The 20640-nt window shown below is 49.4% G+C and carries 19 protein-coding genes; 10 read left to right on the top strand and 9 right to left on the bottom strand.

All coding sequences use genetic code 11. The features are described from left to right. Nucleotide 1 precedes the first annotated feature (1 nt). Together GC178_17170 and GC178_17165 are read right to left on the bottom strand one after the other, a co-directional pair. Nucleotides 2–268, bottom strand: coding sequence for an acyl carrier protein (locus tag GC178_17170; protein ID MBI1289301.1), 267 nt, complete (start codon nucleotides 266–268; stop codon nucleotides 2–4). A 101-nt stretch (nucleotides 269–369) separates the two neighbouring features. Then, complete coding sequence (locus tag GC178_17165; GenBank protein ID MBI1289300.1) at nucleotides 370–2364, bottom strand: OmpA family protein; 1995 nt, start codon at nucleotides 2362–2364, stop codon at nucleotides 370–372. Nucleotides 2365–2458: 94 nt separating this feature from the next. Between GC178_17165 and GC178_17160 the strand changes: the two genes are divergently transcribed. Continuing rightward, complete coding sequence (locus tag GC178_17160) at nucleotides 2459–2713, top strand: hypothetical protein (GenBank protein ID MBI1289299.1); 255 nt, start codon at nucleotides 2459–2461, stop codon at nucleotides 2711–2713. A 17-nt stretch (nucleotides 2714–2730) separates the two neighbouring features. On the opposite strand, the gene GC178_17155 is transcribed toward GC178_17160, so the two are convergent. The 4 genes from GC178_17155 to GC178_17140 all read right to left on the bottom strand — a co-directional run bounded on the left by GC178_17155 (nucleotide 2731) and on the right by GC178_17140 (nucleotide 7692). Beyond that, nucleotides 2731–5397: an AsmA family protein gene (locus GC178_17155; protein MBI1289298.1), complete on the bottom strand. Its 2667-nt coding sequence runs from the start codon at nucleotides 5395–5397 to the stop codon at nucleotides 2731–2733. Nucleotides 5398–5490: 93 nt separating this feature from the next. Continuing rightward, nucleotides 5491–5850, bottom strand: coding sequence for a DUF86 domain-containing protein (locus GC178_17150; protein ID MBI1289297.1), 360 nt, complete (start codon nucleotides 5848–5850; stop codon nucleotides 5491–5493). Continuing rightward, nucleotides 5840–6208 carry a nucleotidyltransferase gene (locus GC178_17145; GenBank protein MBI1289296.1) on the bottom strand — a complete coding sequence of 123 codons (369 nt, stop codon included), beginning with the start codon at nucleotides 6206–6208 and terminating at the stop codon, nucleotides 5840–5842. The genes GC178_17150 and GC178_17145 overlap by 11 nt, the downstream gene beginning before the upstream one ends. A 59-nt stretch (nucleotides 6209–6267) precedes the next feature. After that, the gene (locus tag GC178_17140; GenBank protein MBI1289295.1) at nucleotides 6268–7692 is read right to left on the bottom strand and encodes a cation:dicarboxylase symporter family transporter; all 1425 of its coding nucleotides are present in this window, start codon (nucleotides 7690–7692) and stop codon (nucleotides 6268–6270) included. 83 nt (nucleotides 7693–7775) lie between these two features. Here GC178_17140 and GC178_17135 point away from each other — a divergent pair, with 83 nt between their 5' ends. The 4 genes from GC178_17135 (at nucleotide 7776) to tnpA (ending at nucleotide 11701) form a co-directional block, all read left to right on the top strand. Beyond that, complete coding sequence (locus GC178_17135; GenBank protein ID MBI1289294.1) at nucleotides 7776–7985, top strand: hypothetical protein; 210 nt, start codon at nucleotides 7776–7778, stop codon at nucleotides 7983–7985. Between the two features lie 118 nt (nucleotides 7986–8103). Beyond that, nucleotides 8104–9372, top strand: a complete 1269-nt coding sequence (locus GC178_17130) for an imidazolonepropionase (protein MBI1289293.1) — start codon at nucleotides 8104–8106, stop codon at nucleotides 9370–9372. A gap of 52 nt (nucleotides 9373–9424) precedes the next feature. Beyond that, entirely contained in the window at nucleotides 9425–11134 is a 1710-nt protein-coding gene (ftcD, locus tag GC178_17125) for a glutamate formimidoyltransferase (protein MBI1289292.1), read from the top strand. A 132-nt stretch (nucleotides 11135–11266) separates the two neighbouring features. Further along, the gene (gene tnpA / locus GC178_17120; protein ID MBI1289291.1) at nucleotides 11267–11701 is read left to right on the top strand and encodes an IS200/IS605 family transposase; all 435 of its coding nucleotides are present in this window, start codon (nucleotides 11267–11269) and stop codon (nucleotides 11699–11701) included. A 962-nt stretch (nucleotides 11702–12663) separates the two neighbouring features. Here tnpA and GC178_17115 read toward each other — a convergent pair. Beyond that, complete coding sequence (locus GC178_17115; protein MBI1289290.1) at nucleotides 12664–12966, bottom strand: hypothetical protein; 303 nt, start codon at nucleotides 12964–12966, stop codon at nucleotides 12664–12666. Between the two features lie 390 nt (nucleotides 12967–13356). Here GC178_17115 and GC178_17110 point away from each other — a divergent pair, with 390 nt between their 5' ends. Then, nucleotides 13357–13698 (top strand): VOC family protein, encoded by a 342-nt coding sequence (locus GC178_17110; protein ID MBI1289289.1) that lies wholly within the window; start codon nucleotides 13357–13359, stop codon nucleotides 13696–13698. Nucleotides 13699–13736: 38 nt separating this feature from the next. Continuing rightward, nucleotides 13737–15230 (top strand): cellulase family glycosylhydrolase, encoded by a 1494-nt coding sequence (locus GC178_17105; GenBank protein MBI1289288.1) that lies wholly within the window; start codon nucleotides 13737–13739, stop codon nucleotides 15228–15230. 225 nt (nucleotides 15231–15455) lie between these two features. Here GC178_17105 and GC178_17100 read toward each other — a convergent pair whose 3' ends face one another. Next, nucleotides 15456–17432, bottom strand: coding sequence for a dehydrogenase (locus tag GC178_17100; protein ID MBI1289287.1), 1977 nt, complete (start codon nucleotides 17430–17432; stop codon nucleotides 15456–15458). A gap of 485 nt (nucleotides 17433–17917) precedes the next feature. On the opposite strand from GC178_17100, the gene GC178_17095 reads away from it, so the two are divergent. Continuing rightward, nucleotides 17918–18388 (top strand): hypothetical protein, encoded by a 471-nt coding sequence (locus GC178_17095; GenBank protein MBI1289286.1) that lies wholly within the window; start codon nucleotides 17918–17920, stop codon nucleotides 18386–18388. A 483-nt stretch (nucleotides 18389–18871) separates the two neighbouring features. Beyond that, a complete protein-coding gene (locus GC178_17090) occupies nucleotides 18872–19351 on the top strand; it encodes a hypothetical protein (GenBank protein MBI1289285.1) in 480 nt (159 codons plus the stop codon). Between the two features lie 251 nt (nucleotides 19352–19602). Here GC178_17090 and GC178_17085 read toward each other — a convergent pair whose 3' ends face one another. Continuing rightward, nucleotides 19603–20097, bottom strand: coding sequence for a hypothetical protein (locus GC178_17085; GenBank protein MBI1289284.1), 495 nt, complete (start codon nucleotides 20095–20097; stop codon nucleotides 19603–19605). Here GC178_17085 and GC178_17080 point away from each other — a divergent pair. Beyond that, entirely contained in the window at nucleotides 20096–20629 is a 534-nt protein-coding gene (locus tag GC178_17080) for a hypothetical protein (GenBank protein ID MBI1289283.1), read from the top strand. The genes GC178_17085 and GC178_17080 overlap by 2 nt on opposite strands. Nucleotides 20630–20640: the final 11 nt, after the last annotated feature.

Raw genomic sequence — 20640 nt, 5'->3', positions numbered from 1 at the left:
CTTACGCTTCGGCTTTCTTGGCCAAGATGTAATCGGCCATGGTATTCACAGTAACCAGCACTTTGCGTCCTTCCTGCGGGTCGGTCATTTTAATGCCGTACTCGCGCTCCAAAAGCACGCTCAACTCCAACGCGTCAATAGAATCCAGGTCGAATTTGGGACCGAACAACTGATCATCATCGTCAATATCCTCCGGGGTAAAATCAAGTAAATTCAGATACTCGATGATCTGCTCTTTCAGTTTGGTCTTGAGTTCGGCTGCTTCCATCTAATAGATTTGGGTGAGTCGGTTATTGGGCTGCAAATTAAGTTACAATTGATCAGATATGCCATTAACCAAAGTCAAATGGAAAAGTTCTGATCATTGGATCAGTTTGACGTGATCACAAACTCGGTGCGCCTGTTCTCTGCCCTGCCAGCCTCGGTATCGTTCGATTTCACAGGCTTGGTCTCTCCGAACCCTTTATAAGAGAGGCGCGATGCGCTGATACCGTTCTTCACAAGAATATCGTAAACCGCCTTTGCCCTGTTTTCGGACAGTTTGAGGTTATCCGCTGGCGAGCCGACATTATCGGTATGGCCGTGGATGGCCACTTTCATCTTCGGATTCTTCTTCAGGTACTCCGCAAATTCGCCCAGCAGATTGATGGACTCTTTGTCGAGGTTGTAGCGGTCGGAACCGTAGTGGATATCGTGCAGTTTATATGCCTCGCCCACCTTCACCTGCTTCACTTCCACATCCACTTTCTTGATGTCGTTGAGGCTGCTATCGGCCGTGGAAAGGTAGCGTGATGTGAACGCGGAACCTTTCTTCTCCACGGTCATCACCAGGTCGTTGCTGAAATTCATCACCGCCACGTACTCGCCCGTCAGGGTGTCGACATCAACCTCATGCACCTCCTTGGTCTCCATGTTCTTGAATTTGATGGTGGCATCGGTGATGCGCTTGTTGTTCTCGTCCTTCAAATGGCCTTTCAGGAAGAGCACCTTCTCTGGCCGCGCCTCCCTGTAAAGCGGAAAGCTGAACATGTCCCAACCGCCCACGCCATCCTCGCGCTCGTTGCTGCTGATGAAAGCCGTCTTTCCGTCTACGGCCACAAAGAAGCCGACATCGGCACCTTCTGTATTGATGGGAAAGCCGATGTTCTGCGGTTTGGTCCAATGGCCGAGCGAATCGTGGCGGGTGTAGTAGATGTCGAAATCTCCGATGCCATTGTGGCCATCGGAACTGAAGTAGAGCGTGTGGCTGTCCTCGTGGATGAAGGGCGATTTCTCGTGGCCTTTGGTGTTGATGGTGGTGCCGAGATTCTTGGCAGGGCCCCACGTTCCGTCTTCCTGTAGTTCAGAAACGTAAAGGTCCATGTTGTCGATGCTACCGATGGAATCCTCGCGGATGGAAACGAAATAGAGCGTTTTACCATCGGGCGTTACAGCTGGCTGTCCTTCAAAGGAGTTCTTGCCGTTGATGTTCTCTCCCAAGTTGATCGGCTCGTCCCAACCGTGATAATGCCAGTCGGAATAGAAGATGTCGCAGTTCTTGTAGCCATCGGCATTGTCCTCGCAAATGGTGAGGAACATGCGCTTGTTGTCGATGGTGAGGGTGGCGCTGCCCACATTTTCGGTCACGTTGAAGGGTTTGGGCATGGGCGTCCCGTCATCGAACTCGCCATTCGGTAATCGCTTGCTGCGCATGAACTCTTCTATCTCGCGTGGCGTGAGGTCGTTCTTGCGCTTGACGAAATGCCTTCGGATGTACAGCGCCACTTCATTATCGGGCGAGATGATGCCGAGGTAATCGTTATCGCGCGAGGAAATGCCCTTGACCACCGTGGGATTGAACGGCACGGGGTGCGAATACAGCGAATCGTAATAGGCGCATTGCGGCACCCATTGCTCCGCTTGCAGATATTTCTCCTCATAGTCTTTGGGGTACCATTCGGGGTTGTCGAATTCCATCTCCAGAAACTTCTTGAAATTCTCCCCTGCCTCCTTGAACTTCTTGTTCTGCATCTCAATGAGGCCCATGTAGTAGTAGGGGTACATGTGGTAGGTGGGACAGAGGTCGGCCACCTCCTTCATGGGCTTGTAGCCGAAGCCGATGCCTTTGCTGAACGGGTCTTTCTCTGCCCTGCTCAGCTGGTCGTATGCCTTGGCGAAGATGGCCCCGAAATGCTCGGGTTCCTGCTCGATGATCTGGTTGTATAGCTCTCTGCGCACCGATGGTTTGCGTTCGTTCTGCGCTTCCTCCCAAAGTTTCTGAACCTTTTTATTGCCTGGCATGTCGCAGGCATCGGGGTTCTGCGCCTGGAGCGTGAACAGAGACAAGAGACACGGTATAAGGACGGAAATTCTTAGAACAGGCATCTTTCGCTTCAAAATTGGTATCTGATATCTATATTGACGGTTGGCAGAAGGGGGCAAGAAAGCGGGACGACCGCAAACCGCGAATCATTTACTGTTGACAGTAGACCATTATCTGTTTGCAGTAGGTCTTCTACTGTTGGCAGTAGACCTTCTACTGGTGACAGTCGGTCTTCTACTGTTTGCAGTAGGTCCTCTACTGCTGCCAGTGAGCCTTTTACTGTTTGCAGTAGATCTTCTACTGTTGGCAGTCGACCTTCCACTATCGATAGAAAACCATCTACTGTTGACAGTAGCTCATCTACTGTTGTCCGCAGATGGCTTCTTTTCTTCAATGACCGTTGACCGTTGACCATCGACTATTGACCTTTACTTTTTTGGTTTACCGAACAGTCCTTTCAGCGCATTCTCCGCCTCCTTCTTGGCGCGGTCCTCGGCCTCTTTCTTCAATCGCTCTGCCTCTGCACGGGCGCGCTCCTCTGCTTCGCGCTTGAGGCGGTCGGCCTCTTCCTTGGCTTTGCGCTCCAATTCCTCCTGCTGCTTTTTCAGTTCGTCCTGTGCCTGCTGCTTCAGGTCTTCCACCACATTGCCCGTACCGCCACCGCTGGTGCCTTTGAAGGCAGGCGTGATCTTCGGATCCTTGAAAGTTCCTTTTACGAGGATGTCCACATCGATGCTGTTGCCCGCGCTGAACTTGGCCCCGAGCGAATTGGCCTGCGCCACCAGTCCGTTGATGACCGCATTGGCCTGACTGCCGAGCGCGCTGGTTGGCACGCTGGTGCTGATGACGTAATCCATGGTCTCATCGAAACCGTGGCTGCCGAAGATGTTGGCCGAAACGGGTCCGATCTTCACATCGAAAGGCGAAACATTGACGCGGCCGTTCAGGAACTTGAAGCTAAGATTCACATCCTTCACTTCAGGATTTTTGAACGCGTTGATCTTTACCACCTGCGCGATCTTGTCCAGTGCTTCCGTTCCAGTGATCTTCAGGCTTGGCGACATCAGTCTTCCCCCGCCCGTAAGCGAATTGTAATCGACCTCGGTGCCGCTCTTCATCGCTCCCATCACGTTGAATTTCACAGATACCTTGCCCTCGGTATGTTCGGCAATGGGCGCCAACTTCTTCACCGTTCCAAAGGTGTTGTAAGCCTCTTTCAGCACCACGTTCTGCACGTCCAGATCGTAGTTGAGTTTTGGTTTCGCCTCGTTGCTGCTATCGTAATAGCCGCTCATGGCCACCGAGCCGCCAAGCGTGTTGAAGGTGAGTCCGCGCAGATCGGCCTTGCCGTGGCGAACCGTGATCTGCCCTTTGGTGTTGAGCAGGTTGATGTTGTCATACACCACTTTTTTGATGTCGGTATTGAGCGAAAGGTCGAGGTTCTTGGGAATGACGAACGGCTCGTTCGATGTCTCACCGCCCTGTGGCGTTCCTTCCGTTTCGGCAGGAGCCTCTTCCGAAGTGCTGAGCCCCGCCAACTCGTTGCCTTCAAGCAGCGTGCTGTTGAAGGTGAAATCGCCTTGCAGAACGCCATCGCTCATCACATAACCAAGGTAGTTGGTGATCTTTCCTTTCATCTTGAAATCGGACTTCCCTGCCTTGGCATCCAATGAGGCCAGCTCCAAGAATTTGGGCGCAAACTTGAACTGCGCGTACTTCACCTCTACGGGAACGGCCACCGAGGCGGTGCTATAAACGATGTCCATCAGAATGAACTCGCCCGTGGCATTGAACTTGTCGTAGCGGCCTTTGTCAAGGTCCGACTGTCTGCCTTTCATCTGCGCATCCGCGATGATGGTCCCCGAAAGTTTGTCGCCCTCCTCCATCGGAATGGCATCGGCCAAACTGGTCAGGTCGATCTTGCCTTTGAAGGAGGCATCGATGTTCGGATCCGAAACAGGGGTTTTCACCAGCGCCCTCACATCAAACGGATTCTCCGCCAATTGGAATTTGAACTGCTTGAGGTCGATGACCGTGAAATCGACATCGCCACCCGGATTCATCACATTCAGGTCGATGGCAATGTTGTCCACACTCTTCGGTAGATCGGGATATTTGAACTGCCCGTTGCCCACTTTCAGATTGGTGGTGAAACCGGGGATCGTGTTGTCGTTGTAAGTTCCCTTCACAATGCCGTTCAGTTCCAGCGAACCGCTGGCCTGCACATCGGCAAAATCTTTGGCGTAGATGGCCGGTACCAGCGACAGCACCTCTTTGAACTCCGTTTTGGCCGCAGCATAAGCAAGATCGAGATTGATGTCATTCTCGTTCGGCATGCTGATGGTTCCATCCCAAGAAAGATGCAGCCCGTTGATGCGGAATTCGTTGTTCTTCAGCGTGTAGCTGTTATTGGCGAGGTCGGCATCCACAGCCGCGTCCAAGGCCAGTTCCACTCCGTTCAGGTAGGAGATTCCGCCCATGGCGAGCTTGGTATTGTCCATCGTCACGTTGGTTTTCATGTTGGTCTGGTCGGCAGAGAAATCGCCACCGAGGGTCAGGTTCAGCGCATCCGTGCTAAAGGTCATTCCGCCTTGCTTATCGGTATACATCACCTCCAGCCCGCTTATCTTGAATTCCTTGAGCTTGACGCTGAAAGCACCCGAAGATGATTCGGTCGTTTCCGCCTCCGCAGCATCCTCACTTTCTGGAACGATGTCGTAGTTGGCTTTGCCGTTCTCGAGCACGATCACATTCGCCAAACCATCCGCCAACGTTATCTGGTTGACAACGGGCGAACCGTTGAAGGCACTCATCAGATCCACATCCAATGCCAATGTTTTCAGATATACGAGTGTGCGACCTTCAAAATCGCCCTTGCCTGTAACGGAAAGCTCTCCGATACCGACATACAGATCGGGAAAAGAGCGCAACAGAGAAATGTTGACATCACCGAAATCGATGGTGGCGTTGAGGTTGGCGTTCGCCTCCTCTTTCACCGCTTTGGTGATAGGTTCTTTCAATACAATTGGCACCACAATAATGGCCGCCACAAGAAGTACGAGTATGACTCCGAATGCGATAAGTAGTTTTTTCATGGTCTTTTGGTTGATGTTCCTGTAACAGTAACTATTGTTCTTGTTTGATGTCGAGACCTTCAAGATGTTTAGAACCTTGAACGTCTCATGTTATTATGGTTTTTCAGAGAATTCCTTTTGAAGGATCTCGATGAGCAATTTTTCCAGCATGGGCAGTTCATTCACCGTAGTATCGTAAACTGTTGTAAGAGCTATGGAGTGGTAGTCATGAAGAATGAAATTTCGAAAAGATTTGACCTTGTACCACGGGTATTCATATTTGGAAAGACGGTCAGAATCAACATGCGACAATGCCTCGGCTATGATCGTATATTGATAAAGACAAGCTGAATGCACAACCATATTTCTTTCAAACTCATCACGACCAATTCCTTCACAGAAGCCTGTGACCTTGCGAATAGCTTCAATGGCATGTCTGACCCTGTCTGCTTCGGTAACGCGTTTATCCCTCATAGATGATCTGAAGATCTTTGGCAATGTTCTTTTTGAATGCTTCTCTCAGAGCACCTGTCATGGCAAGGTCAACTTTTCTGTTCAGTTGATTTTGAAGCACATGCTGTATCTCTGCGAGATCGAACAGCGTGAATATCTGTTCTCTCGGCACCTCGATCAGAATGTCCACATCACTGCTCTCGTCCTGATCTCCTCGTGCAAAAGATCCGAACAACCAAGCCCGCTTCACGGCCTTCTGAGTGGCAAAATAGTCGTGTATCCGTTGACGCACCTCCGCAGGCGTAAGCGAGACAGAATAGCCGAAAACGGGTTCTTCAACCTTGTTTCCATCTTTACTATCCGAACCGTTGTCGCTCATTTTAGCTTGTCCTTTATAGAGAATTTAAAGGTACGTGAATCGATACATCTATATTGTTCTCAATCTAATTTCGTCCAAGCTTCACGGTCGAGTTGATCTTCGGAAGCCGCCACAATGGTAGCAACAGTACAATCGCCCGTAACGTTCACTACCGTTCGGCACATGTCCAAAATCCGATCCACGGGAAAGATGATGGCGATCCAAGCAGGATTCAACCCAACGCTTTCCAGCACAATGATCAACATGATCAACCCTGCACTTGGCACGGCAGCCGAACCGATGGAGGCAAGCGTTGCGGTGAGAACAATGGTCAATTGCTGTGTGAGGTCGAGATTCACCAAATGGAACTGCGCCAAGAACACCACAGCGATCGCTTGGTACATGCTGGTTCCATCCATATTCACCGTGGCACCGATAGGCAGTACGAAACTGGTCGTTTCCTCACTCACACCCAGATTGTCCTGTACGCATTCCATGGTCACAGGCAGCGTAGCCGCACTCGAACTCGTTGAGAACGCCAAGAACTGCGCAGGCGAAATGGCACGGAAGAATCGCTTGTAGTTCATCCCTTTCACCATCAGTTTGGCCAACATCGGATAGAAAATGAAGATCATAAACGCTAAACCCACAACCACCGTAAGGCTGTACCAACCCAAACCTTTGAAAATTTCTATCACGGCATTCGGGTCGTCTCCAGCCATTTTGGAAATGACACCCGCCAGCAGCGCAAACACGAAGAATGGCGCGGCCTGCATCACGATGTCCACCATTTTCAGGAAGACCTCATTCATGCCATCCACAAAGTTGATGACAGGTTGCGCTACATCGCGTGGAATGGATATGAGCGTAACTCCGAAGAAGATGGCGAAGAAGATGACCTGCAGCATCAATCCGTTGTTGTTCAGCGAAAGGAAAATGTTGCTCGGCACCATGTCTACTACAAACTGCAACGGGCCGTCATCCTTCGTTCTGTGTGCCGATTGCATCTTGGAAGCAAGGCTGGCATCTGGTTCTTCAGCCGACATCAAACCACGGACGGTTTCTACTCGCGCAGAATTCGTCTCATCGCACAGCAGACACTTCTGGTCTTTCACCTCCACTTGTTCCTGCTGCGCCCAAAGTTCGTAGCGGATGCGGTTGTCCGTCCGCTGTTCCTCATCCACCAATTTTCCTGGTGAGAACGAGTTGACCAACAGTAACCCGATGGAAACAGAAAAGACCGTGGTGAGCAGATAGAATAGCAGCGTCTTGGCGCCCATTCGCCCAAGCTTGGCCGTGTCGTGCAGGCCAGAGATTCCTTTGATGATGGAGAACAGCACCAACGGCACAGCGATCAGCTTCAGCAGGTTGATGAATATCTTCCCCCAAGGATCGATCCAATTGATGGTGAACTCACTCCAACCGAGTGCGCTGGAGACGAAAGCGAAGATCACACCGAGCACAAGGCCAATGATGATCTTCCAATGCAATGCGAGGTTTTTCATACGGTTGTGGTTGGCTTCGAAATTAAGGAACTGACATCCGAAAACCGACCTTTTCACCAAAGCGTTTCACTAACTTTATACACATGAAAATTACCGTGGACATTGACGACCAGCACTATGATGAATTCATGGAATTGCTGAAGACGCTTGATTATGCAAGAGCAAGTCAGGAGTATGAAATTCCGCAATGGCAGCAAGACATTGTAATGGAATGCGCTGCGAAGATCGATAGTGGCGAAATGGAATTGCATGATATAGATGATGTCATGAAGCGGGTTTTTGATGATAAATGAGGTTACGAATTACGAATACCGCAAGCGGTACGAATATGACGAATGCTTTCTCCCCTGCCATTGGTTTTCTTTTAAGCAGGTTCGCATATTCGCATTCAATTCGTAATTCGTAACGCAGATGTCAGCACTTCTGATAAAGAATATCAAGCAGCTTGTTCAGGTTCGGGAAGAAACCAGCGACCCCGTTCGTGGAAAGGAAATGGGGGAACTTCCAAGCATCGATAATGCTTGGGTGCTGATCAAGCACGGAATCATTGAAGATTACGGTTCGATGAATGATGGTAGGGGCTCGATGCATCAAGCCCAAACAGTGATCGATGCTTCTGGAAAACTGGTACTTCCCGCTTGGTGCGACAGTCACACGCATTTGGTTTTTGCGGATACGCGAGAAGAGGAATTCGTTGGTCGGATAAAAGGTTTGACGTATGAACAGATCGCAGCGGCTGGTGGTGGTATTCTGAATTCAGCTAAGAAACTGGCGAACACCTCATCAGACGAACTCATTCGTAGCGGTATGATGCGGTTGAACGAGATCATGCATCTCGGAACGGGCGCTGTGGAAATTAAAAGCGGTTACGGACTTTCCGTGGAAGGCGAGTTGAAAATGCTGCGCGTCATCAAGCATTTGAAGGAAAACCATCCGCTCACTATCAAAGCCACTTTCCTTGGGGCGCATGCCATTCCTGCCGAATACAAACAGAACCGTGAGGAATACATCCGACAGATCATTGAGGAAATGCTGCCCGTAATTGCCAAAGAAGGTTTGGCCGATTACATCGATGTGTTCTGCGAAACCAATTACTACACGCCTGAAGAGACTTCGCGCATTCTGGAAGCGGGCAAGAAACACGGACTGAAACCGAAGATCCATGTCAATCAGTTCACTTCCATTGGCGGTCTTCAGGTTGGAGTTGAGCACCAAGCCATTTCCGTGGATCACTTGGAAGTAATGACCGAACAGGACAAGAAGGACCTTGCCCTCAGTAATGTCATTCCAACAGTGCTTCCCTCCTGCTCGTTCTTTTTGGGAATTCCGTATGCACCAGCACGCGAACTGATCGAGGCCGATCTGCCGCTTTGCCTGGCTACTGATTACAACCCAGGCAGCACCCCGAGCGGAAACATTCCATTCGTGGTTTCATTGGCCTGTCTGCGGATGAAATTGCTGCCCGAAGAAGCCATCAATGCAGTGACCATGAATGGTGCCTTTGCCATGGAATTGCAGCACGAACTCGGCTCCATCACCAAAGGAAAAAAGGCCAACCTCATCATTACCAAACCCATCAATTCCATCAATAATATTCCCTACAGTTTTGGGAGTAATTTAGTGGAGACGGTTATCATTAATGGCTATGCTGTAGGGGCGTATGGCAATACGCCCGCATGACCAATCCGTATTATAAACTGGGCGTATTGCCATACGCCCCTACATTAAGAAAATGAAACAACTCATAGAATGCGTTCCGAACATCTCTGAAGGACGCGACAAAGCCAAGATAAATGCCATTGCCAGCGTGGTGGAAACCGTGGAAGGCGTCAAACTTCTGAATGTCGACCCTGGTGCGGCCACCAACCGAACGGTGATCACGTTTGTGGGCGAACCTGAACCTGTGATCGAAGCAGCCTTTCTGCTCATCAAGAAAGCGGCAGAGCTCATTGACATGAGCAAGCACACAGGCGAGCACCCGCGTTTTGGCGCTACAGATGTGTGTCCACTGATTCCAATTGCGAATATTGAGATGGACGAAGTGGCGAAATACGCCCATAAACTGGGTGCGCGTGTTGGAAAGGAATTGCTCATTTCAGGGTATTACTACGAGAACGCAGCCTCAGAACCGAAACGCAGAAACTTGGCTGCTTGTCGCGCTGGTGAGTACGAAGGGCTGATAAAGAAACTGGCCGACCCTGCGTGGAAACCCGACTTCGGACCAGATGAATACAACGACCGCGTGAAGTATTCGGGCGTTACCGCCATTTCCGCGCGTGATTTCCTTGTGGCTTACAATATCAATCTCAATACAACTTCCGTGCGCAGGGCCAATTCCATGGCATTCGACCTACGGGAAAATGGTCGTGTGCTGCGCGAGGGCGACCCGATCACGGGCGAAATCGTGCTGGACGAGAAAGGCGAACCGAAGCGCGAACCAGGTGCGCTGAAAGCCGTGAAAGGCATCGGTTGGTACATTGAGGAATACGGCATTGCGCAGGTTTCGCTCAACCTCACCAACATCAGCATCACTTCGATGCACGAGGCGTTTGACACCGCTTGCGAGAAGGCCAACGAGCGTGGCATCCGCGTAACGGGTTCGGAGTTGGTCGGGTTGGTGCCGCTGAAGGCTATGACCGCAGCAGGCAAGTATTTCCTGCGCAAGCAGCAGCGTTCGGTGGGTGTTTCGGAAAGTGAATTGGTGAAAATTGCGGTGAAGTCATTGGGATTGGATGACCTCGCTCCTTTCGACCCGAAAGAGCGCATTATTGAATACAAGATGCGGCAGGAAGACACCAGCAAGAAATTGGTAGACATGAGCCTGACTGCGTTTGCGGATGAGACCGCGAGCGAAAGTCCTGCGCCCGGTGGCGGTTCCATTTCGGCTTATGTGGGTGCGTTGGGTGCTTCGCTGGCCACGATGGTTGCCAACCTCAGCAGCCACAAACGCGGTTGGGACGACCGTTGGGAGGAGTTTTCCGTGTGGGCCGAAAAAGGTCAGTCCATCAAAGACGAGCTGTTGCACTTGGTGGATGAGGACACGGCTTCGTTCAACGCCATTATGGCGGCTTTCGGGCTACCGAAAGGAACCGATGCCGAGAAGATTGCGCGTTCGGAGGCCATTCAGACGGCCACCAAATATGCCATTCAAGTGCCTTTCCGTGTGATGGAGGTTTCGCACAGTTCGTTCGGGTTGATCAAGGCCATGGCCGAAACGGGCAACCCGAACTCCGTGACCGATGCAGGTGTTGGTGCGCTCTGCGCTCGAACTGCCGTGATGGGCGCGCACCTCAATGTGAAGATCAATGCCGCTGGCCTCAAAGACAAGGAATTTGTGACCGACATTCTTGCACGCGCCAAACGCCATGAAGACGAGGCGATTGAAATGGAGCAGGAAATCTTGAAGATTGTGGAGGGGAAAATCAAATTGCCCACGGTTTAAACCGTGGGCAATAGAATCGTAGGCAATGAAATCGATGGATATTCAATGACCGATAGCCCACGAATTAATTCGTGGGCTATGAGAATGCCCCAGAGACACCAACCATTTCAATGGTTTTTCTAAATTCAGCGTATGCATTCGTACAATCAAATATGGATACATGCCATTTGGGCAACCAAAGACCGCCAACCGTTCGTTACGTCCAGAATAGAAAAGGCCGTTTTTAATTTCATGCGCAAACAGTTCGAGGAATCAGGGTGCCCTGTTCGCATCATAAACGGCATGCCAGACCATGTTCATTGTCTGTTTCTGCTGAACCCGAAAAAATCGGTTGCAGAGGTCATCAAGCAGATTAAAGGCAGTACATCGCATTTCATCAATCAGAGTAATTTTATTGAAGAGCGGTTTTCGTGGCAAACCGGATATGCGTGTTTTTCGGTGAGCGAATCGGTTGTTGATAAGACGTTCAGATACATTCGAAACCAAAAGCAGCATCACGCCAAAAAGACATTCCAAGAGGAATACAATGCGTTTTTAGATCTGTATGGTCTGAACAAAAATGGTTGAAACCCGCCAGCCCACGATATTAATCGTGGGCAATAACGACCGAACCCCAATTCCATGACATGAATTGAAGGTTGAAACCATTTCCGTGAACGATGCCCACCCATAGCCCACGGTTTAAACCGTGGGCTATGCGGATGCGCCCGAAAACGAACCATTTCAATGGTTTGTCGGTATCTTACCCGCGCCAAACGCCACGAAGACGAGGCCATTGAAATGGAGCAGGAGATTTTGACAATCGTGGCGGGGAAGATTTAACCAACGAATATTCAATTGCATTCAAACACAGCAATTCTATATGAGTAGTACCAGTAATAAATTCGAGTTGTGCGATTCCACTTCAATTGGAAAAGCCATGTCCATTATTGCGGAACTCCATTCGAATAATCAATCCGATAAACGCTATTACAAATCTCTCCAATCCCTTAATTGCACGATTGAAGATTTGCAGAGAAGTTTTTACTTCCTCTTCGACTGTATCAACTTTTGTACGAAGGAAACCAAGATTCATAATAATCTCGAGTATCAACAATCGTTGGAAGTGCTTCAGAGCATTATGATGCTAACATACTTGGGCGTGGAACCCGATGACATTCCGTTTGAATTAAGGGGAAATCTTGCTTTTGGAAAGCATTTCGAATTAGACAAAAACCTTGATGAACGGGAGTTATCTTACCTTGAACTAATTACTTGGCGGAAAAAGGAACACTGGTCATATTATGCAATCGCCTATGGATTAGAATCGAAATTGGGACAGTATTGCGCAAAGAAGGCTTCTGAATAAAAACTGAGAAATGACCTCCAACCACATCAACTACATCGAACTCTACGCCAAGGATCCGGAAGCGGTAAAGGCGTTCAGATGCGCGTCATGCTGAACTCGTTTCAGCATCTACAGAAAATCAGATCAGACCCTGAAACAAGTTCAGGGTGACGGGCTTGGCGGGCGTATCGCTGAACATCGATCACTCCAACCTCTCAATGGCCCACCCGGTGCCATCGGCCACCAGCCAGGTCTTGAATTTGAGTTTGGTGTTCTTGTTCAGGTCGCTCACAATGCGGGCGGGGCCGTTGGCCTTCCCTTTCCAATTCCATTCGTTGCGGTGCACAAAGTAGAGTTCGCCTACTTCCAGGCGCTTCAACTCGTTGCGTACCCAATGGCCGCGCTTCGATTCGAGCAGGCCGCCCTTGGCGTCCAATGCTTCCCTATCCATTTTACCCGAATGCTTTACAACAGGTGGCGGTAATCGTTTTACTGGTCTTCCCATGACGAAGGTGTTTTTTGAAACCTTATCAAAGGTAAGAATTCCCTTCTTCAATACGCATGCCTCGTTATCCGTACAATTGGTAGAGTTAGCAGTTCATTTAGAAGAGTCAGTTGAACACCTATGGAAGTTAAAAGCATACTTTATAGAGTTAGCAGCACATTACATAGAGTTAGCAATTCATTCCGTAGAGTTTTCAGTTCAATTAGGAGAGTTAGCTGAACGTATAAGTACTTTATCCATACGTTACCATACGTTAACAGCACGTTTTGGACCGTCTAAATGCTCAGCTAAGCAGAAGAATTTAACGGCTATAGGTGTGAAGCAGACAAAGAAACCCCATAACCTTTCCGTTAAACGGTTTTTCTTTCTTTACTGACCAATTATGGATCTATGACCTCCAACCACATCAACTACATCGAACTCTACGCCAAGGATCTGGAAGCGGTAAAGGCGTTCTACTCCACGTGCTTCGGGTGGAAGTTCACCGATTATGGCCCTGATTATGTAGCATTTTCCAACAGTGGTCTGGAAGGTGGTTTTGAGAAAACGGACAAACCCATTGTAAACGGTGCGCTGGTGGTGCTCTACCATGAGAATTTGGAGTACATCAAAGACACCATCCTACAAGCTGGCGGTACCATCATTCAGGATATTTATTCCTTCCCAGGTGGCAAACGGTTCCACTTCGCAGACCCTGCTGGCAATGAGTTGGCCGTTTGGTCGGATAAATAACTTACCGTTAGCTTTGGTTCTTCCTCTAACAGAAAATCATGCGAATGAACATCCGTCTTGCCCTCCTGCTGTCCGCCATTGTATATGTTTCGGGCTGCAAGAAGAACACCGAAACCCCGCCCGATTCGAAACTGCTTCATGCCATGCGGGGCGAAAACCCTGGCATCTATGATGTCAACGACCGATACGTCATCCTCCGTGGTGCGAATTACAATGCCTTGGGCGATTACTGGCAAGGAGACCCGAATGTCCCGCCCACCAAAGCCTACGACCCGCAGGATCTCGCCATCATGGCGCAATATGGCCTCAATTGCATCCGACTGTTGTTCAGTTGGAGTGCTGTGGAACCCGATCGGGGAGAATACGACCAAGCCTACATACAGCAGCTACAGCAGGTGATCCAGGAGGCCGCCAAGTACGACATCTACGTCATCCTCGACATGCATCAGGACGCATGGGGAAAGTACATTGCAACTCCACCTGACTCTGTATGTGAATACCCGAACAAGGGTTGGGACGGAGCCCCTGAGTGGGCCACGATAACAGACGGACAATCGACCTGTACTGTGGACGGTACGCGGGAGAACTCACCTGCCGTCATCCATGCGTTTCAGAACTTTTGGGACAATACCGATGGCATTGCCGATGCCTGCATTGCCAGTTGGCAGCAGGTGATCCAGGCCACGGCACAGTACGAGAATGTGGTCGGTTATGACCTGATAAACGAACCGAGCCTCGGCTACAAGGAACCCGTTGAGAATGAACGGACAAAATTCACCGATTACTATTTGCAGCTCATTTCTGCCATACGTCAGGCAGAAGGTTCAGGAGATCAGCATATCATTTTTGTCGAGAATGGAATCATGTTTCAGGGTCAACCGACACTATTCGCCATTCCGGAACCGTCATTGATAACCGAAGCCAATCTGGTATTGGCTCCGCATCATTACTTCGAGTCGTTCGGCTCCTTCTCCGAGACAATTGAACAGGGTTATGAGCTCATAAACACTATTGTGGGAAATTTTGAAGCTTTGGCATTTATTGGCGAATGGGGCTACTTCGGTGACCCGAACGCAGACATCAGCAAGGTGAAGCGGTTCGCGGCCATCGAAGATGAATACTTCGGCTCTTCCACATGGTGGCAATGGTCGCAATCGGTCGGTGACCCGCATAGTTTGGAATGGGGTGGAACTGCCGGTCCCGGACCGGGAATGATGCTGATCGAGCTGGATGGCTCCGCCAACTTTACAGGAACGGTGAACGAACTGTACCTGCATGTGCTGGGAAGAACACGGCCCAATGCCATTCACGGCATTCCAACATCGCTTGTCTGCAACCCCGATGATGGCACCATGACACTGGAAGCAGAGGCCACCACCACTGGAACCACCGAAGTGTGGATCCCGAACCGGTTCGGCACTCCGACCATTTCAGGACAAAATGCCGAACTGAAGGAACTGGAAACCGTAACAGGAGGTTATTTGGCGCAGGTGGAAGTATCGGGCGAATACGTGATCAACGTTTCTTTTTAGTGTAGTAATTGATCAACTTTATGACCTCCACCCACATCGAACTCTACGAAAAGAACTTGGAGGAGATAAAAATCTTCTGATCTACTTGCTTCGGATGTCAATTCACCGAATATGGCAAATAGTTCCATTTTGCAGACCCTACTGGAAACGAATTGGTTGTTTGGTTGGAGAAATGACCTTGAAGCTATTGAATCAACAAACTATTCAGGAAAAGACCGTTGCATATCAATAGTCCAATAGACCTTTCACCTGCTTCGCGAAACGGTCTTTCGGCAGAAACTGCCATTCCAATTTGCTGGCAAAGGGCACAGGCGTATCCAAACTTGCCGAACGGATAACAGGCGCATCCAAAAACTCGAATGCGTTCTCGGTAATGAATGCGGAAAGCTCGGAGGCAAAACCACCGATCAGCGTGTCTTCATGCAGGATGATGACGCGTCCCGTCTTCTTTGCGGTTGCCAGCACAGCTTCCTTATCGAACGGCAGCAAGGTGCGCAGATCGAGCAGATCGGCAGAAACATCCGTGTTGGCATCGAGGAATTCCATGGCCCAATGCACGCCAATTCCGTAGGTGATGATGGAAACATCCGAACCTTGGCGCACCAGCTTGGCCTTGCCGATCTCTACATTATAATACCCTTCAGGAACTTCCTCCTTGATGCTTCTATAAAGCGCTTTCTGTTCGAAGAAGATCACAGGGTTCGGGTCTTCGAAGGAAGAGATGAGCAATCCTTTGGCATCGGACGGAAACGCAGGATAGACCACTTTCAGTCCTGGTGTGTGTGTGAACCATGCCTCGTTGCTCTGCGAATGGAACGGCCCCGCTCCTACTCCTGCACCTGTTGGCATGCGTACCACCACGTCTGCGTTCTGTCCCCAGCGGTAATGCGATTTGGCCAAGTTGTTCACGATCTGATTGAAACCGCAGGTCACAAAATCTGCGAACTGCATCTCCACCATCGCCTTCTTGCCAGAGATGGAAAGGCCGAGCCCCGTTCCGATAATGGCCGATTCGCACAGCGGTGTGTTGCGAACGCGCTCCTTCCCAAAAGCATCCACAAAACCTTCGGTGATCTTGAAAACGCCACCATACTCGGCAATGTCCTGTCCCATCAATATCAGCTCTGGGAATTGCCTCATCGCCTCGCGCATGCCATCCGAAATGGCATCGATCAATCGCATTTCGGTTTTAGCACCATTCGGATCGGCAGGTTGATGAACATGTGTCGCATAAATATCACTCAGTTCCTTTTCAGGCGATGATTCGATCTCACCCTCCGCAAAGGCTTTCTCCAAACCTTCGGTGATCTCTGCTTTGATCTCTTCGCGCAGCCGATTGTCAATCTCTTCCGTCAGAATTCCTTCTGCTTTCAGAAATGCCTCAAAGTTGTTCACGGGATCCTTATTGGCCCATTCCTCCATCAGTTCGTTCGGCACATACTTGGTTCCTGAGGCTTCCTCATGTCCGCGCATACGGAATGTGAGACATTCCAAGATCACAGGCTTGGAATCCTGCTGCATCTTCTGTTTGATATGCGATACCGCAGAATAAACTTCCAAAATATTGTTGCCATCCACCTGCACGCCTTCGATGCCGTAACCGATGGCCTTGTCAATGAACTGCTTGCAACGGAACTGCTCATTGCTTGGCGTGCTCAGTCCGTAACCGTTGTTCTCGATAATAAAGATGACAGGAAGGTCCCACACGGCTGCCACGTTGATGCTCTCGTGGAAATCGCCTTCGCTGGCACCGCCATCGCCTGAAAACACAGCGGTTACCTTCTTGGTGGCATCCAGTTTCTGCGCCAGCGCAATGCCATCGGCAATGCCCATCTGCGGCCCCAAGTGCGAGATCATCCCAACGATATGATGCTCCTTCGTTCCGAAGTGGAAACTGCGCTCCCGCCCTTTGCTGAAACCGCTTTCTTTTCCTTGAAACTGCGCAAAGAGCCTATTTAAGGGAAGTTTGCGCGAAGTGAAAACGCCCAAATTGCGATGCATGGGCAGAACGAACTCATCCTCCGCCAAAGCCGCAGCCACACCCACCGAAATGGCTTCCTGACCGATTCCTGAAAACCACTTGCTGATCCTTCCTTGACGCAGAAGCACCAGCATCTTCTCCTCTATCAATCGTGGTTTCAGCAGCTGATGATAGAGTTCCAGCAGTTGCTCGTCTGAAAGATCTTCCCTTTTGAATTTCATGGCGTTGAGAATGCGCCCAAAGGTAGGAAAAGGCCAATCCGATGTTTTCAACCAAGTAACGCTCCGATGGTCATTTCTCAGAAAGGCACTTCGTGGTTTTTGGAACAATGACCATCGATTATTTCACAGAGATGTTTGACCTAAGTGAAAAACCGTTGCTCTTCAATACACGACCGATCGCGGGCAATCATCAATTCGTAGCTGTATCTTTTGGTCATCAGCATTCATTCCCAACTATGCTGATCCGCTAATAGGCACAGAGACACAGAAATAGTTGCATTTTCTCTGTGAAAACCTCTGTGCCTGCTGTGCCTCTGTGGCTAAAAGCATGTTTTTCATAAGGTAGTGTACACAAGCAGACCGACATATTCCCAATTGACCATCTCTGTGCATCTCCATTGCTCATTTGCTCTCTGTGAAACAGCTTTTCAAAATCCTGTGCAACGATCCGTTTTCTAAATTTGGCCGAAATCAAACCTTCTTCCATGCGCAAACTGCTTCTTCCTCTTTTGATCATTCCCGTTCTCTTTGGCTGTAAGAGCGACCCATGTAAAGATGTATCGTGCCAGAACGGAGGCATCTGCTTTGAAGGAAAATGCGTGTGCCCAAATGAATATGAAGGCGTGAACTGTGAAACAAGAAAAATGGCCGACTTCACAGGAAGCTATTCCGCAACTGAAACCTGCAATCTGGGAAATTTCACCTATAGCATAGAAATATCTTCAGATTCTACCAACGAGCAGGGAATCATCATCTCCAACCTTGCCGACCTTGGACAATCGGTGAATGCCGTGGTAACGGGAACCACGTTTGACATTGCTGCGCAAGTTGTTGATAATGACACCATTTCGGGCTCGGGAGAACTGATGGAGGACATCCTGAACATCAGTTACGAACTGGTACCCGATTCTGGACAGACGCTCACATGTACCGTGGAATGCGTTATTCAAGAGTAGGTGGTTGACCATCCGCAAGATCATTCGGAAGCGTGATCGTTCGGACATCATTGAAACGCTTCCCGTATGGCATATACGAGAGACCGTTACCTGAGAGACACCTGTAGTTGCCTCCTTTCTCCATATCTCCCATGATGCGGCCTCACGCAACGGCCAAAAACTCCAGTTTGGGCAGGGTGCAAGCCCTCGCAATAGTAGAAAACTACAGTTTGGGTGGGGTGCAAGCCCCCGCAATGGCCAAAAACTGCAGTTTGGGTAGGGTGCGAGCCCCCGCAATGGTGAAAAACTGCAGTTCGGGTGAGGTGCGAGCCCTCGCAATGGCCAAAACCTACAGTTTGGGTAGGGTGCGAAACCTCGCAATGGCCAACATGTGATCATATTGTGGGTTATTGACAATCCCTTTTTCAAAAACTGTCAATGTGACCAAATGGTTAAGCGCAGGATTTGATACATTTGCCTTCATTCAATCAAAAAACTAAAAACATGAAAACAAGATTATTTCAAATTTTGGGTGTAGCTGCAATTGCTTCACTTGGGCTGGCTTCTTGCGAAGTTGACAACTGTAAAGATGTTACCTGCGACAATGGTGGAACATGCGTTGATGGAACATGCGTTTGCGAAGCCGGATACGAAGGAACAAGCTGCGACACGGAAGAAAGAGCAAAATTCCTTGCCAGTTATAGTGTTTCTGAATCTTGTACTTCAGGAAACTACACTTACTCAGTAACTGTTACGACTTCTTCTACAGACGTAACCAAGATCATTATTGGCAACTTCGGTGATTACGGTGTTGATGTTGTTGCTACAGTAAGTGGAAGCAGCCTTACTATTGCGAACCAAACTGTTGGTGGCGGTACTTTCAGCGGTTCTGGTCAATTGTCTGGAAACATTTTGACTGTAACTTACACAGTAACAGCTGGAACAGATACTGATAGCTGTACAATGACCTGCACCAAGCAGTAATTGACGGTTTCGTTAAAATTCAAAGGGCATCCGAATCGGATGCCCTTTTTTTGTTTCAACTCTTTGGGATCCACACCCAATATTGGTGGACAACCGTCAATAGATAGGTAACCTTCTGAGCGTATTAACCAAACAAATCAGGCCTTCAAGAAGGTCTGAGTCCTATTCCCTCAAAGGGAGAGTTTTTCCCGCTAAATCTTGAGCAAAAAAAAGGAGGCCATGGCCTCCTTTCAATCTTGAGAACTGCTATCTCAGTTAGCTCCTTTCTTTTTCTTGCTGATGATGCTTTCTCCGCTTGTCTTTTCTTCTTCAGCTTTCGATTTCTTCGACTCAATGATATTGGTCTTAGATGCATCGTCTGCTGATTGCTTCTTACCCTGAATGATGTTCTCAGGTTCTTTCTTCTCCACTACCTCTTCCACTTCTTCGGTTGCATCGGTTACAGCTTCTTCAGCCTCATGAGCAGCAGCCTTCGCCTCAGCTTCAGCAGCGGCAGCGGCAGCATCGATCTTCGCTTGCTCGGCAGCTTTAATAGAATCCAATTTAGCTTGCTCCATGGCAGCTTTTTCTTCAGCGCTCGGGCCACCTCCGCAGGAAGCCAGCGCGATCATTCCTCCTACAAGAGAAAACAATAGTACTTTTTTCATAGTTGATCTTTGTTTTGGGTTATCGTTGGGCGCAAAGTTAATGTTTCCCATAAAGCCTTTCAACTCGTTATATTTGGCTATTCGATTTTTAATGAACATGAAACGACTTTTCCTCATTCTGCCACTACTTGTGCTTGTCATTTGGTCTTCATCTTGCAACCAGCACCATGGTTGTACGGAACCGACCGCGGACAATTACGATCCTGAAGCGAAGAATGACGATGGAACGTGTATTCCTGCAAGGGATAAGATGATAGGCAACTACACGTACACCCGTTTCTGGGTTGAGCCTGTGACCGAGGCCGAAGGTATGGACATGGGAAGTTTTCAGGTATCGGAGGCCAATACGGCCGACAATGCCTTCAACATGTTTCTGAACGGCAATGAGATCATTCAGGGTGCAGTATCCGCCAATAACATTGCCATCGAGAACTTCACAAAGGAAGGTACCTGGTTCGGCATCAATTATCCGCAACCCTTTACCGGTTCGGGCCAATGGTTGGTTTCCGATTCTGTCGATTTCACGTTCAGCCTCACCACCATGCTACCGGTTGACATTACAACTGGAACTCCGCCACAACTGATCAAAGAGCCGCTTACCTACCATTACTATTGCACCAAGGTCGATTAAGGTGTAACCAT

This window comes from Flavobacteriales bacterium (genome assembly GCA_016124845.1).
Taxonomy (GTDB): Bacteria; Bacteroidota; Bacteroidia; order UBA10329; family UBA10329; genus UBA10329.
The sequence above is the reverse complement of the archived record's forward strand: the minus strand, read 5'-3'. Positions and strand labels throughout refer to the sequence as shown.